We start from the raw sequence: 13,590 nt of genomic DNA, 5'->3' as shown, positions 1-13,590 counted from the left end.
AAAGATGCTCGTTACGCGCAGCAGGACGGAAAGACCCCGGGACCTTTACTACAGCTTGGTATTGGTGTTCGGTACGGCTTGTGTAGGATAGGTGGGAGACTGTGAAGCGCACGCGCCAGCGTGTGTGGAGTCATTGTTGAAATACCACTCTGGTCGTTCTGGGCTCCTAACTTCGGACCATGATCTGGTTCAGGGACAGTGCCTGGTGGGTAGTTTAACTGGGGCGGTTGCCTCCCAAAAGGTAACGGAGGCGCCCAAAGGTTCCCTCAGCCTGGTTGGTAATCAGGTGTCGAGTGTAAGTGCACAAGGGAGCTTGACTGTGAGACAGACATGTCGAGCAGAGACGAAAGTCGGGACTAGTGACCCGACGGTGGCTTGTGGAAGCGCCGTCGCTCAACGGACAAAAGGTACCCCGGGGATAACAGGCTGATCTTGCCCAAGAGCTCATATCGACGGCATGGTTTGGCACCTCGATGTCGGCTCGTCGCATCCTGGGGCTGGAGTAGGTCCCAAGGGTTGGGCTGTTCGCCCATTAAAGCGGTACGCGAGCTGGGTTTAGAACGTCGTGAGACAGTTCGGTCCCTATCCGCTGCGCGCGTAGGAAACTTGAGAAGACCTGTCCCTAGTACGAGAGGACCGGGATGGACGAACCACTGGTGTGTCAGTTGTCCTGCCAAGGGCACCGCTGATTAGCTACGTTCGGAAGTGATAACCGCTGAAAGCATCTAAGTGGGAAGCACGCTTCAAGATGAGGTTTCCAACACACATTTTGTGTGGGGAGGCTCCCAGCGAGACTACTGGGTCGATAGGCCGGATGTGGAAGCACAGTAATGTGTGGAGCTGACCGGTACTAATCAGCCGACAACTTATTCAAACCCCAAACTTAACGCTCCATGACCCGCATACGTCAACACCCTGACGGGTGTGGCCGATGGTTAAGGGAGTCACAGTTCAACACAGCGTTGTTGAGCGTCTGTTTGTTCGCGTCCACTATGCAACTCTGAAACAACACCCAACAACGCCCTTACCGTCTTGCTGTGGTGGGTGGGTTGGTGGTTCAACGAGTAACACGATAATTGGATAGACGTGTACACGTTTTGGAACCCGTGTGTGTTTCACAGGGTTTCGGCGGTTATAGCGAAGTGGGAAACGCCCGGTCACATCCCGAACCCGGAAGCTAAGCCCTTCAGCGCCGATGGTACTGCACTCGGTAGGGTGTGGGAGAGTAGGACACCGCCGAACATACATTTAAAGCAAGGAGCCGGACTTGGGTGCTCACCCGAGACCGGCTCCTTGTTTTTCTTTGTAGACTTAGTCATTCCGTCCACATGGGGGCGGCCCCAGTTCCATAGCGAAGGTTGGTTCTCATCGTGACCGACGACAACTCCGGTAAGAGTGCCGACGGCAGCCGGCAGGAACGGCGCGCCGGACGATGGTCCCGCGCCGCCGGTGACGGCTCAGGGCAGCCGCGCCCGGCGACCGGGCCGGATCAGGCGTCGTCGGGAGAGCGCGAGCCCCGCGACGACAGTGGCGATCGTGCGCAGCGACGCGAGGGACGGCCGGGGCGTTCGTCATACGGCTCGTCGGACCGGGACGGGCGACCGCCGCGCGGCGGCTCCGGCCGGACCGGGGAGGATCGTCCTCGTCGTGACGGGCGCGATGACCGCCCTCGTCGTGATGGCCGTGGTGACGAGCGTCGTGGCGGCCGGTCGACCGACCGGGATCGTCGCAAAGAGGGTCGTGGCGGACGCGGTTTCGAGCGCGGGGAGCGGCGCGGCCCGAGGTCCTTCGAGACGGGCCGGGGACGTCCGGACGGTGACGGGCGAGGTCGCCCGCAGCGCAGTTTCGACCGCCGTGACGATCGCCGGGATGACCGGGGTTCGCGCGCCGGTGGTCGGCGGGAGGATCGCGCTGGTGGTCGCCGTGGCGGCGGTGGCCGACGCGGGGATGACGCGCGGTTCGGGTCCGACCGTCCGCGCTACAACTCCGATCGGCAAAGGAGCGACCGCGACGAGCCGCAGCGCGACGAGAACAGGTCCCGTGCCGAACGCGGCCCGCGCAGCTGGGACCGTAGCTCGCCCTCACAGAAGTCGGCTCGTGACACTCGCTTCGCACCGGTCCTGCCGGAGGACATCACCGGCCGCGAGCTCGACCGATCGGTATGGCGCGAGCTGCGCACCCTGACCAAGGAGAACGCGGAGGGCGTCGCGAAACACCTGGTGGCCGCGGCCACTCTGCTCGAGGAGGACCCGGACCTGGCACTGGCGCACGCGGAGCATGCCGCGCGGCGTGCCGGCCGCGTTGCCGCGGTGCGCGAGGCGCTCGGCCTGGTGCACTACCGGCGGGGTGAATTCAACGACGCTATACGCGAATTCCGCACTGCCAAAAGGCTTTCCGGCTCCAATCACCTCTTGCCTTATCTCGTGGACTCCGAGCGCGGTCTCGGGCGCCACGAGCGCGCGCTGGACCTTGCGAGTTCCGACGAGGCCCGCAACCTCGGCGAGGCCGATAACATCGAACTGGCCATCGTGGTGTCCGGAGTCCGGCGTGATCTCGGACAGCCCGAGGCCGCGCAGATGGTGCTGCGCATCCCGGCACTGGAGCGTGGGACGAATCAACCCTGGGCGGCGCGCCTCTTCTATGCGTATGCCGAGGCATTGCTCGCCGGTGGCGACGCGACGGGAGCGAGGGAATGGTTCGCCAAGGCGCTCGATGCCGACGCGGAGGGTGAGACCGACGCTGCGGATCGGCTCGACCTGCTCGACGGTGTGGTGCTGACCGACCTGCTCGACGGCGAGGACGACGACGAGGGTGACGACGACAGGGCCGAAGACGTCGATGGAGACGTCGAGGTTGCGAGCGAAACCGCGGGCGATATGACCGGGGCTGCGAGCCCGCACGGTGACGGTGACGGCTCGCACGGTCCGGACGGCTCGGAGGACGAGCCGGATGGTGGCTCGGATGACGACACGGGCGCGGGGCCGGGGGACCGGCCGGAAGAGGGTCGCTGACGGCGCTTCGGCCGCCGGCGATCGCTTTCGTTTTCATCTCCCGTTTCATCCACATCCCTGATCACGCGCCGGGGCGATCCACAGCGGGCTGCCCACTGACTCGACCCGGGCGCCGCGCCGCCGCACAGTGGGACGGACATCCGTTCGACCCACGGGAGGCGCCATGCCCACCACACCCGCCGCGACGGTCCGCGAAGCCGCCGCTGACACGACCGCCCGCAACGAGGTCCACCTCGTCGGCAGGGTCAGCGCGCCGCCGGAGCAGCGCGTCATGCCGAGCGGGGACGAGCTGGCCGTCTTCCGGCTGGTGGTCGACCGGCCGGCAGCGGCACGGCACGGGCCGCGGTCTCCCACGATCGACACGGTCGACGTCGTCTGCTGGTCGGCAGCCACTCGCCGGAAGGCGTCGCGCTGGGCCGGCGGCGAGCTGGTCGCCGTCGACGGAGCGCTGCTGCGGCGATTCTGGAAACCACCGGCCGGGGCGCGAGTCAGCCGCTACGAGGTCGAGGCCTTCGCGCTGAAGGTGCTCCGTCGCCCGTGAGCCGGCGCCTGCCGGGGCCCGCGCCAGGACGGTGACGAAGGCGGTCGGCAGAATGGCCCGGTGACCGCAACTGCATCGAGTCCTTCCGCGCCCGGCCGGCCGCTCGCCGGTCGTTATCCCGCGCTCGTCTGTGACCTCGACGGGGTCGTCTACCGGGGGGCCTCGGCGGTGCCGCATGCGGTCGACGGGCTTGCTGCCGCCGTGGACGCGGGCAGTGGCGTGGTGTTCGCGACGAACAACGCGTCGCGAACGCCCGCCGATGTTGCCGCGAAACTGCGTGCTCTCGGGGTGCGCCTGGATGACGAGCAGGTGCTCACCTCATCGCTGGCAGGCGCCAGCTGGCTCGCCGAACGGTTGACCCCGGGTGACCACGTGCTGGTCGTCGGCGGCCGGGGCGTGCCCGAGGCGGTGCGCGCGGTCGGATTGCAGCCCGTGACGCCGGAGATGATGCGACAGCGCGCGGCGGGTGCCGACGGCGCAGACACCGGGGTGGACACCCAGGTGGACATGGGGGTGGACACCAGGGTGGACATCGAGGTGAAGGCGGTACTGCAGGGGTACGGTCCGGCGGTCACCGCGGCCGACCTCGGCGAGGCTGCCTACGCGATCCAGGCGGGTGCCCGGTGGGTTGCGACCAACGACGACCTGACGCTGCCGACCGATCGGGGAGTGGCGCCGGGCAACGGTTCTCTGGTCCGGGCGGTGCGGCTCGCGGTCGAGGTGGATCCGGAGGTGGTGGGCAAGCCCGGGCCGCTGATGTATGAGCTCGCGGCGAAGGCGCTGGGACAGGACGCCGCCCACACCCTGGGCATCGGCGATCGGCTGGAGACCGATGTCGCCGGCGCGCACGCGGCAGGCATGGACGCGCTCCACGTCCTGACCGGGGTGCACGGACCCGCCGACCTGGTGAGCGCACCGGCGGAGCTGCGACCGCGCTACGTGGCTGCGGACCTGCGGGCGCTCAACCTGCCCTACGAGGAGCCGCGCAGGCTGGGCGACGGTGCCTGGGCGATCGGGGACTGCACGGCAACCCTGGCCGTCGACGGGGCGCAGCCGCGGGTCGCATTCAGCGGCACGCCCGGCCCGCACGCCGAGGCCGACGGAGTCGACGGGGCCGACGCCGCGAACGACGACGGCCACGGCGACGGCGACATCGAGCGGCTCCGGCTCGCGCTGCGGGTGCTCTGGGCGGCGATCGACGACGGGCGGCTGACCACGCAACAAGCGGTGGCCGCGCTGCCGGGTCGCGGCTAGCCTGGGCGCACTCACGGCACCGAAGCCGGTGCGGGACAGCCGATGCGCTGTCGTGCGATGCGACTGCCGGTGCCGAACGGCGAAGGAGAGACGGCATGGCACTGGACAGCGTTCGTACCGCACTGCAGATCGTCACCGGCGCGGGCGAGATCACCCGCACCAAGGCGCTGGAAGCCGCCGGCACGCTGCTCGAACTCCCCGGAGTCGGCGTGGCGACCACCCGTGCCGGCGTGGTCGCAGGTCAGGTGAGCCAGCTCGCCGACGAGTTGATCGACGCGGCCGCGGCCAACCGGCAACTGGTGCGCGACCTGGTCGCCCAGGAGGTGGCCTCGCAGCTGGACCGCGTCGGGCTGGAACGTGTGGGCCTCGCCCGCGGCGCCGAACTCGACGCGGCCCGGGCAGAGATCGCCGACCTCCGGGCGCAGGTGGCCTCGCTGCAGCAGCAACGCGCCGCCGCAGCTGCTCCGGCGCCCGCGACCCGGCCGGCGTCGACCACGAATGCGCCCTCCACGAATGCGCCGGCCACGAATGCCCCGGCGACCGATGCCCCGGCGAGGAAGACCGTCAAACGGTCGGCGGTGAAGAAGGCCGCCACGAAGACGGCCGCCACGAAGGCGACCACACAGACACCGGCGAAGAAGACGGCAACGAAAAAGACGGCAGCCAAGAAATCCGCAGCCAAGAAGTCACCGGCCAAGAAGACGGCAGCCAAGAAATCGGCAACCACGAAGGTGCCGGCCAAGAAACCCGTGACTACGACGGCCGCCGCGAAGCGGTCCGGGGCCTAACGGCCGGGGCGGCTGAGCCCGGGCCGACGTGGACTAGCCGTCGTGAGCGCAGGTCAGCGGCGGCCAGCCGTCGTCAGCGCAGGCTAGCGGTCGTCAGGGCCGGCCAGCGGCGATCAGCGCCGGTCAGCACGGTGCACCCGGAGGCCGGAATACGACGTCGGCCGCGCTCGGCGCAATGACGATCTCGTCGCCGGGCGACCACTCGGCCGCCCGGGCCGCGCGCAGCAGCGCGTCCAGCCCGGTGCCGGCGAACCCGTCGTCCTCGCGTTTGCGTATGACGACCTCCCCGGGCGCCGGAGGCAGGGCGAGCTGCCATCCGGGGGGACCAGACACTGAGGTACGTCGCGCGCCGTCACCTCCCGCAGCCTATTAGGCTCGCGGGAACGCACCACCCCGTGAGGCACGGCACGCACCAGGAGTTTCGAGTGACCGACAGCGACCAGGCTGAGAACACGACGGCAGCCCCGCCCGTCCCCGGGCCGCCGCCCGCCCGCCCCGCGGCGCCGGCCGGCGGTGCAGCCCCGGCGGCGTCGGAGCCGGAACCGGTTGCGGCCACGGGTGCTGCGCCGGTGAGCGGAAGGTTCCCGGCGACCGGCGACCCGCAGGTCGACCAGGCGCTGTCGGGCCTGCCCGACCCGGATGCGCTCCCGTCACCGGATGACCTCGCGCAGGCCCCGGGTGACGGCGACCACGGCACCGGGCAGCATGGTGAGGATGGTGAGAACGGTGTGGGTGAGGACGGCCCCGAAGGTGCCGGCGCCCGCGGGCCGGACCTGACCGCGCAGCTCGCCGAGCACCTCGACGGCCAGATCGCCGACGTCACCGCGGTGCACCGTCGGCTGCAACAGCGACTGTCCGACCTGTCCGGCTGATCGTGCGCGCCGACGCCGCCCTCGTCGACCGCGGTCTCGCTCGCTCCCGGGCCGTTGCTCGCGAGCTGATCGACGCCGGTCGGGTCAGCGCCGCCGGCCGCCCCGTCGCCAAGCCGTCGACCTCCGTCGACCCGCAGACCCTCGAACTCACCGGCGAACCCGAGCGGTGGGTGGGCCGCGCGGCATACAAGCTCGTCGCGGCGCTCGACGCCTTCCCGATCGCGGTCGGCGGCACCCGCTGCATCGACGTCGGGGCATCGACCGGCGGCTTCACCCAGGTGTTGCTGCAGCACGGCGCGCGCGAGGTGCTCGCCCTGGACGTCGGCCACGGGCAACTCGCCGCCCCGGTGCGGGAGGACGACCGGGTCACCGAGCTGTCCGGCACCAACGTGCGTGACGTGACCGCCGCCGACCTCGGCGGTCCGGCCGACATCGTGGTCGCCGACCTGAGCTTCATCTCGCTGCGGCTGGTGCTGCCCACTCTGGCCGAGCTGACCGCCGCCGGAGGAGACCTGGTGACGCTGGTCAAGCCGCAGTTCGAGGTGGGCCGGGAGCGGCTGGCGCGCACCGGCGTGGTGCAGTCGCCGAACGAGCGGTCCCGAGTGCTGCGCGACGTCGTCGGTGCACTGCCCGGCGTCGGGCTGCACGTGCACGGCCTGGCGACGAGCCCGATCGCGGGAGGCACGGGCAATGTCGAATACCTGCTGTGGGCACGGCATACGACGCCAGGCAAGATGACAGACGTGCAGCTCGAGACCACCCTGGACCGGATGCTGACCGACGAGACCGCAGGCCGGCGCGTATGACGCGGCGCGTCCTGCTCGTCGGGCACCCCGGCCGGCCCGAGGCCCTCGACGTCGCGGCCGAGCTGGTGCACGGGCTGACCAAGAACGGCATCGAAGTGACCGGCTCCATCGAGGAGCTGCGCGCCTTCGGGGTGCTCGGCGAACCCGGCGTGACCGGCGAGGACGCTCCGCGGCCGGACGGCTGCGAGCTCGCGGTCGTGCTCGGTGGCGACGGCACGATCCTGCGCGGCGCCGAGACCGTGCGCGAGAGCGGCGTCCCGCTGCTCGGCATCAACCTCGGCCACGTCGGCTTCCTCGCCGAGGCCGAACGCGACGACATCGAGCACACCGTCGAGCACATCGTGCACCGCGACTGGACCGTCGAGGAGCGCGAGACCCTCGAGGTCGAGGCGTCGCTCGACGGCGAATCCCTCTGGACCAACTGGGCACTCAACGAGGCATCGGTCGAGAAGGCCGCCCGCGAACGCATGCTCGAGGTCACCCTCGAGATCGACGGACGCCCGCTGTCCACCTGGGGCTGCGACGGTGTCGTGATGGCCACCCCGACCGGTTCCACGGCATACGCGTTCTCGGCCGGCGGACCGATCATCTGGCCGGGCGTGGGCGCCATCGAGGTCGTGCCGATCTCCGCGCACGCCCTCTTCGCCCGCCCGCTGGTGCTGAGCCACGACGTGCACATCGCGATCGACCTGCAGCACAGCACCACCGACGCGCAGGCGGTGCTCTGGTGCGACGGCCGTCGGTCGTTCGACCTGCCGCGCGGCTCGCGCATCGAGGTACGACGCAGCGACCGGCCGGTGCGGCTCGCCCGGCTCGGCAAGGCCCCCTTCACCGACCGGCTGGTCGCCAAGTTCGACCTGTCGGTCGCCGGGTGGCGCGGCGCGGCCGCCGCGCGGCACCGGCACTGACGGGATCGTTGTCCGCGGCCGCGGTTAGGCTGCCGCACGTGCTGCGCGAACTTCGCATCCAGGGCCTGGGCGTCATCGACGACGCCCTGCTCGAGCTGTCGCCCGGCCTCAACGTGGTGACCGGCGAGACCGGTGCGGGCAAGACGATGGTGGTGCAGGGTCTCGGCCTGCTCTTCGGCGGCCGCGCCGACGCCGGACTCGTGCGCACCGGCAGCGCACGCGCCGCCGTCGAGGGTGTGCTGGACCTGCCCGGCGCGCATCCGGCCCGCGACCGGGCGGCCGAGGCCGGGGCCGACGCCGAGGACGACGACCTCATCCTGGCGCGCGTGGTCAGTGGCGCCGGCCGGTCCCGCGCGCACGTGGGCGGCCGCAGCGCACCGGTCGGTGTGCTCGGCGAGCTCGGCGAGTTGCTCGTCGCGGTGCACGGACAAGCCGACCAGTGGCGGCTGCAACGACCCGAGCAACACCGGGTAATGCTCGACGACTTCGGCGGCAAACCGGTCGCCACCGCGCTCGCCGCCTACCGAGGGCTGTATGACGAGTGGACCGCCGCCCGCTCGGAGCTGGCGATGCTGACCGGCCGCGCCCGCGACCGGGCGCAGCGGCTCGACCTGCTCACCGCGGCGCTCGAGGACATCGAACGCATCGACCCCAAGCCGGGCGAGGACGCCGAACTCGCCGACGAGTCCGAACGTCTCGCGCACGCCGACGGTCTGCGCGACGGCGCCCAGGTCGCGCACGCGGCGCTCGCCGGCGACGAGGACGCCGACGACGCTCCCTACGCCGCCGACCTGGTCGCCCGAGCCCGCCAGGCGCTCGCCGGCCTCACCGACCACGACAGCGCGCTCGCCGACATCGACGCGCGGCTGCGCGAGCTCGGCATCCTCGCGGCCGACATCGGTGCGGATCTCTCGTCATACCTCGCCGACCTGGACGTCGACCCCGGCCGGCTCGAGCAGGTGCAGCAGCGGCGCGCCGAGCTGACCGGTCTGCTGCGCAAGTACGGCGACAGCATCGACGACGTGCTGCAGTGGAGCAAGCAGGCTGCCGCCGAGGCGGCGGAGCTCGCCGGCTCCGACGACCGCATCGCCGCCCTGGAGGGGCAGGTCGCCGAGCTGGAGCCGAAGCTGAAGGCCGCCGCCGGCAAGCTGAGCAAGGCGCGCAGCACCGCCGCTAAGAGGCTGGAGAAGGCGGTCGCCGACGAACTCGCCCATTTGGCAATGGGTTCGGCCAAGCTCGTCGTGCAGGTGAGCACCGACGCCGAACGGCGGTCGCCGACCGGCATCGACGACGTCGAGATCCTGCTCGCCGCCAACGCCGGAGCCGCGCCGCGCACGGTCGCCAAGGCGGCATCGGGCGGTGAGCTCTCCCGGGTCATGCTGGCGCTGGAGGTGGTCAGCTCCAGCGGCAGCGTCCCCACCTTCGTCTTCGACGAGGTCGACGCCGGCGTCGGCGGCTCGGCCGCCCTCGACATCGGCGCCCGGCTGGCTGCCCTCGCACGCAGCGCCCAGGTCATCGTGGTCACCCATCTCGCGCAGGTCGCGGCATACGCCGACCGGCACCTGGTGGTGCACAAAGCAAGTGACGGACACGTCACCGAGAGCGGGGTGGCGGCCGTCGAGGGGGAGGAGCGGCTCGCCGAACTCGCGCGGATGCTCGGCGGCGTCAGTGACAGCGCCGCCGCCCGTGAGCACGCCCAGGAGCTGCTCGATCAGGCGGCGGGCGCGCGCGCCTGAGCCGATCGCCGCCAACACGCCGATCACGTATGGCGAGCGCCGCGAAAACCGCACGCGCGCGGGAGGTTTCGGCATACCTGCGCCGCGTGGGGCGCCGAGTGCGACCGGATGGCGCGGACGGCCGGCCCGGTGACGTAGACTGAGAGCCCGTGGTGGAGCAGACGAAACAAATCTTCGTGACCGGAGGCGTTGCCTCTTCGCTCGGCAAGGGCCTCACGGCTTCCAGCCTCGGACAATTGCTCCGCGCGCGTGGTGTGCGCGTGACGATGCAGAAGCTCGACCCCTACCTCAATGTCGATCCCGGCACGATGAACCCGTTCCAGCACGGTGAGGTCTTCGTCACCGAGGACGGCGCCGAGACCGACCTCGACATCGGGCACTACGAGCGCTTCCTCGACGTCAACCTGCGCGGCGACGCCAACGTCACCACCGGCAAGGTCTACAGCCAGGTGATCGCCAAGGAGCGGCGCGGCGAATATCTCGGCGACACGGTGCAGGTGATCCCGCACATCACCAACGAGATCAAGGAACAGATGCGGGCGCAGGCGGCGCCCGACGTCGACGTCATCATCACCGAGATCGGCGGCACCGTCGGCGACATCGAGTCGCTGCCGTTCCTGGAGGCCGCCCGGCAGGTGCGCCAGGACGTCGGCCGGGACAACGTCTTCTTCCTGCACGTCTCCCTGGTGCCCTACCTCGCCCCGAGTGGTGAGCTCAAGACCAAGCCGACCCAGCACTCCGTCGCCGCGCTGCGCCAGGTCGGCATTCAGCCCGATTCCCTTGTGCTGCGCGCGGATCGGGAGATCCCGGAGTCGATCAAGCGGAAGATCTCGCTGATGTGCGACGTCGACACCGAGGCCTGCGCGGCCGCGGTCGACGCGCCGAGCATCTACGACATCCCGAAGGTGCTGCACGCCGAGGGCCTCGACGCCTACGTCGTACGCCGGCTCGGGCTGCCGTTCCGCGACGTCGACTGGCACGCCTGGGACGAGCTGCTGCAGCGGGTGCACGAGCCCGAGCACGAGGTCGAGGTGGCCCTCGTCGGCAAGTACATCGACCTGCCGGATGCCTACCTGTCGGTGACCGAGGCGCTGCGCGCGGGCGGTTTCCACCACGACGCCAAGGTCAAGATCCGCTGGGTGAAGAGTGACGACTGCATCACCCCGGCCGGGGCGCAGAAGTCCCTCGGCGGGGTCGACGCGGTGCTGGTGCCCGGCGGGTTCGGGGTGCGTGGCATCGAGGGCAAGCTCGGTGCGCTGCGGTGGGCGCGGGAGCGTCAGGTGCCGACGCTCGGCATCTGCCTCGGCCTGCAATGCATGGTGATCGAGTATGCCCGCGACGTCGCGGGCATCGAGGGTGCGTCGTCGACCGAGTTCGACCCGGAGACGCCCGCGCCGGTGGTGGCGACCATGGAGCAGCAGAAGGCGTTCGTCGAGGGCGCCGGTGACCTGGGCGGCACCATGCGGCTCGGCGCCTACCCGGCCGAGCTGACCGCCGACTCCGTCGTCGCCGATGCCTATGGCGCCACGAGCGTCTCCGAGCGGCACCGGCACCGCTACGAGGTCAACAACGCCTACCGCGGTGAGCTCGAGGAGGCCGGTCTGGTCTTCAGCGGTCTCTCGCCGGACGGACAGCTGGTCGAGTTCGTCGAGCTCCCGGCCGGCGTGCACCCTTATTACGTTGCGACACAAGCACATCCGGAGTTCCTGTCCCGGCCGGGACGGGCGCACCCGCTCTTCGCCGGGCTGGTCGGTGCGGCCATCGACCAGCAGCGCGCCTCGCGTCTCGTCGAGGTCGAGAAGCCGCGTTCCGGCGACTCGGTGCTGACCCAGTGACCGGGCACGGCGACCACCCGACGCTTCCGGACGACTTCCGCGACCGGCTCGACCCGCAGCCGGTGGTCTCGTCCACCGTCGGCTACCGCGGGCGGGTGTGGGACGTCGTCACCGACGAGGTCGACCTCGGGCCCGAGGGCGGCCGCGTCACGCGCGACTACGTGCGCCATACCGGTGCGGTGGCGGTGCTGGCCGTGCGCGGCGAGCCCGGCGCGGAGGAGGTGCTGCTGATCCAGCAGTATCGCCACCCGGTCGGCACCTTCGACTGGGAGATCCCGGCCGGCCTGCTCGACGTCGCGGGGGAGGACCCGCGGGACGCCGCGGCGCGCGAACTCCGGGAGGAGGCCGACCTGGACGCCACCCGGTGGGACGTGCTGCTGGACCTGTTCACCTCGCCCGGTGCCGTGTCGGAGAACCTGCGGGTGTTCCTCGCCCGCGACGTGCACCCGGCGGTTGCCGAGGGCTTCGTGCGCGAGGGCGAGGAGGCCGGCATGCCGACCGCCTGGGTCGCGCTCGATGCGGTCGTCGAGGCCGCATTGACCGGGCGCATGCACAACGGCATCGCGATCGCTTCGGTGCTGGCGGGATCCGTTGCGCGAGAGAAGAATTGGACCACCTTGCGCCCAGCGGACGCGCCCTGGCCGGAGCACCCGGCATACCGATGACCGGCACGCCGTCGGCGCGCAGCGAGGTGCCGCCGTTCCACGTGATGGAGGTGCTGCGGGCGGCGCAGGAGCGCCAGCGCACGCACGGCGACATGATCCTGCTGTGCGTCGGCCAGCCGTCGACGCCGGCACCCCGGCCCGTCCTCGACGCGGTGCACACCGCGATCGAGAGTGAGCAGCTGGGTTACACCCAGGGTGACGGCATCCCGGCGCTCCGGGAAGCGGTCGCCACCCACTACGCGCGGACGTATGACGTCACCGTCGCGCCGGAGGACGTGCTGATCAGCACAGGCTCGTCGGGCGGCTTCAGCACCGTGCTGTTGGCCGCGTTCGACGCCGGCGATCGCGTCGCGATGGCGAGGCCGGGTTACCCGGCATACCGAAACACCCTGCGGGCGCTCGGTTTACAGCCGGTCGAGATCGACTGCGGCCCGCAGACGCGCTATCAGCCGACGGTCGGTCAGCTCGACGCGCTCCATGCGGCGCAGCCGCTGCAGGGGCTGATCGTCGCCAGCCCGGCCAACCCGACCGGCACGATCATCGATCCGGAGCAGCTCGCCGCGATCGCGCAGTGGTGCGCGGCGCATGACGTGCTGTTGCTGTCCGATGAGATCTACCACGGCATCTCCTACGGTCGTCCCACGCACACCGCGTGGGAGTTCGGCCGCGAGTCGGTGGTGCTCGGCTCGGTCAGCAAGTTCTGGTCGATGACCGGTTGGCGGCTCGGCTGGAACCTGCTGCCGCAATGGCTGCGCCGGCCGGTGGACGTGCTGCAGAGCAACCTGGCGATCTGCGCGCCCGCGGTGTCGCAATACGGTGCGGTTGCTGCGTTTTCGCCCGAGTCCTCCGCCGAGCTGGAGCGCCACGTCGAGCGCTACGCCAGCTGCCGGGAGCTACTGCTGCGACGTCTGCCGGAGCTCGGCATCGACGCCTTCGCGCCGCCGGATGGTGCGTTCTACGCCTATTGCGACGTCTCGCACCTCACCGACGACTCGATCTCCTGGTGCCAGGAGGTGCTCGACCGCACCGGTGTGGCGATTGCGCCCGGCGTCGATTTCGACACCGAGCACGGCCACCGCTTCGTGCGGTTCAGCTTCTGCGTCGAGCCCGCGCAGCTGGACGAGGCGCTCGACCGGCTGGCGGCGATGCTGCGGGCTTGAGGTTCAGCCCGACC

General features: G+C 70.5%; 12 protein-coding genes and 2 rRNA genes. 13 read left to right on the top strand and 1 reads right to left on the bottom strand.

The features are described 5' to 3' along the window. From HJ588_RS18780 to HJ588_RS18755, 6 genes are all read left to right on the top strand, one after another. Window positions 1–874: ribosomal RNA gene (locus HJ588_RS18780) — 23S ribosomal RNA — on the top strand; the annotation flags it as partial. Window positions 875–1,124: 250 nt separating this feature from the next. Further along, window positions 1,125–1,242: ribosomal RNA gene (gene rrf / locus HJ588_RS18775) — 5S ribosomal RNA — on the top strand. 128 nt (window positions 1,243–1,370) lie between these two features. Next, entirely contained in the window at window positions 1,371–3,011 is a 1,641-nt protein-coding gene (locus tag HJ588_RS18770) for a tetratricopeptide repeat protein (protein WP_171158492.1), read from the top strand. A 163-nt stretch (window positions 3,012–3,174) separates the two neighbouring features. Continuing rightward, window positions 3,175–3,552 (top strand): single-stranded DNA-binding protein, encoded by a 378-nt coding sequence (locus tag HJ588_RS18765; protein ID WP_171158490.1) that lies wholly within the window; start codon window positions 3,175–3,177, stop codon window positions 3,550–3,552. A 60-nt stretch (window positions 3,553–3,612) separates the two neighbouring features. Continuing rightward, window positions 3,613–4,806: an HAD-IIA family hydrolase gene (locus tag HJ588_RS18760; RefSeq protein WP_171158488.1), complete on the top strand. Its 1,194-nt coding sequence runs from the start codon at window positions 3,613–3,615 to the stop codon at window positions 4,804–4,806. 95 nt (window positions 4,807–4,901) lie between these two features. After that, window positions 4,902–5,594 carry a hypothetical protein gene (locus HJ588_RS18755; protein WP_171158486.1) on the top strand — a complete coding sequence of 231 codons (693 nt, stop codon included), beginning with the start codon at window positions 4,902–4,904 and terminating at the stop codon, window positions 5,592–5,594. A 123-nt stretch (window positions 5,595–5,717) separates the two neighbouring features. On the opposite strand, the gene HJ588_RS18750 is transcribed toward HJ588_RS18755, so the two are convergent. Then, window positions 5,718–5,927: a hypothetical protein gene (locus HJ588_RS18750; RefSeq protein WP_171158484.1), complete on the bottom strand. Its 210-nt coding sequence runs from the start codon at window positions 5,925–5,927 to the stop codon at window positions 5,718–5,720. A gap of 236 nt (window positions 5,928–6,163) precedes the next feature. On the opposite strand from HJ588_RS18750, the gene HJ588_RS18745 reads away from it, so the two are divergent. The 7 genes from HJ588_RS18745 to HJ588_RS18715 all read left to right on the top strand — a co-directional run bounded on the left by HJ588_RS18745 (window position 6,164) and on the right by HJ588_RS18715 (window position 13,576). Then, the gene (locus HJ588_RS18745) at window positions 6,164–6,466 is read left to right on the top strand and encodes a hypothetical protein (RefSeq protein ID WP_171158482.1); all 303 of its coding nucleotides are present in this window, start codon (window positions 6,164–6,166) and stop codon (window positions 6,464–6,466) included. Window positions 6,467–6,468: 2 nt separating this feature from the next. Next, the gene (locus HJ588_RS18740; RefSeq protein ID WP_343036805.1) at window positions 6,469–7,272 is read left to right on the top strand and encodes a TlyA family RNA methyltransferase; all 804 of its coding nucleotides are present in this window, start codon (window positions 6,469–6,471) and stop codon (window positions 7,270–7,272) included. Further along, window positions 7,269–8,180 carry an NAD kinase gene (locus tag HJ588_RS18735; protein WP_171158480.1) on the top strand — a complete coding sequence of 304 codons (912 nt, stop codon included), beginning with the start codon at window positions 7,269–7,271 and terminating at the stop codon, window positions 8,178–8,180. Before HJ588_RS18740 ends, HJ588_RS18735 begins: the two co-directional genes overlap by 4 nt. A gap of 38 nt (window positions 8,181–8,218) precedes the next feature. Next, complete coding sequence (gene recN, locus HJ588_RS18730) at window positions 8,219–9,916, top strand: DNA repair protein RecN (protein WP_171158478.1); 1,698 nt, start codon at window positions 8,219–8,221, stop codon at window positions 9,914–9,916. Window positions 9,917–10,065: 149 nt separating this feature from the next. Further along, on the top strand, window positions 10,066–11,751 hold the full coding sequence (pyrG, locus tag HJ588_RS18725; protein ID WP_171158476.1) for a CTP synthase: 1,686 nt from the start codon (window positions 10,066–10,068) through the stop codon (window positions 11,749–11,751). Further along, entirely contained in the window at window positions 11,748–12,416 is a 669-nt protein-coding gene (locus HJ588_RS18720) for an NUDIX domain-containing protein (RefSeq protein ID WP_171158474.1), read from the top strand. The genes pyrG and HJ588_RS18720 overlap by 4 nt, the downstream gene beginning before the upstream one ends. Beyond that, window positions 12,413–13,576: an aminotransferase class I/II-fold pyridoxal phosphate-dependent enzyme gene (locus tag HJ588_RS18715; RefSeq protein ID WP_171158472.1), complete on the top strand. Its 1,164-nt coding sequence runs from the start codon at window positions 12,413–12,415 to the stop codon at window positions 13,574–13,576. Before HJ588_RS18720 ends, HJ588_RS18715 begins: the two co-directional genes overlap by 4 nt. Window positions 13,577–13,590: the final 14 nt, after the last annotated feature.

The sequence above is a fragment of the Flexivirga aerilata genome (genome assembly GCF_013002715.1).
In the GTDB taxonomy this organism is placed as follows: domain Bacteria; phylum Actinomycetota; class Actinomycetes; order Actinomycetales; family Dermatophilaceae; genus Flexivirga; species Flexivirga aerilata.
The sequence above is the reverse complement of the archived record's forward strand: the minus strand, read 5'-3'. Positions and strand labels throughout refer to the sequence as shown.

Coding starts and splice junctions, on each gene's coding strand:
- HJ588_RS18765 (WP_171158490.1), top strand. CDS start 3,175: ATGCCCACCACACCCGCCGCGACGGTCCGCGAAGCCGCCGCTGACACG.
- HJ588_RS18755 (WP_171158486.1), top strand. CDS start 4,902: ATGGCACTGGACAGCGTTCGTACCGCACTGCAGATCGTCACCGGCGCG.
- HJ588_RS18735 (WP_171158480.1), top strand. CDS start 7,269: ATGACGCGGCGCGTCCTGCTCGTCGGGCACCCCGGCCGGCCCGAGGCC.
- HJ588_RS18715 (WP_171158472.1), top strand. CDS start 12,413: ATGACCGGCACGCCGTCGGCGCGCAGCGAGGTGCCGCCGTTCCACGTG.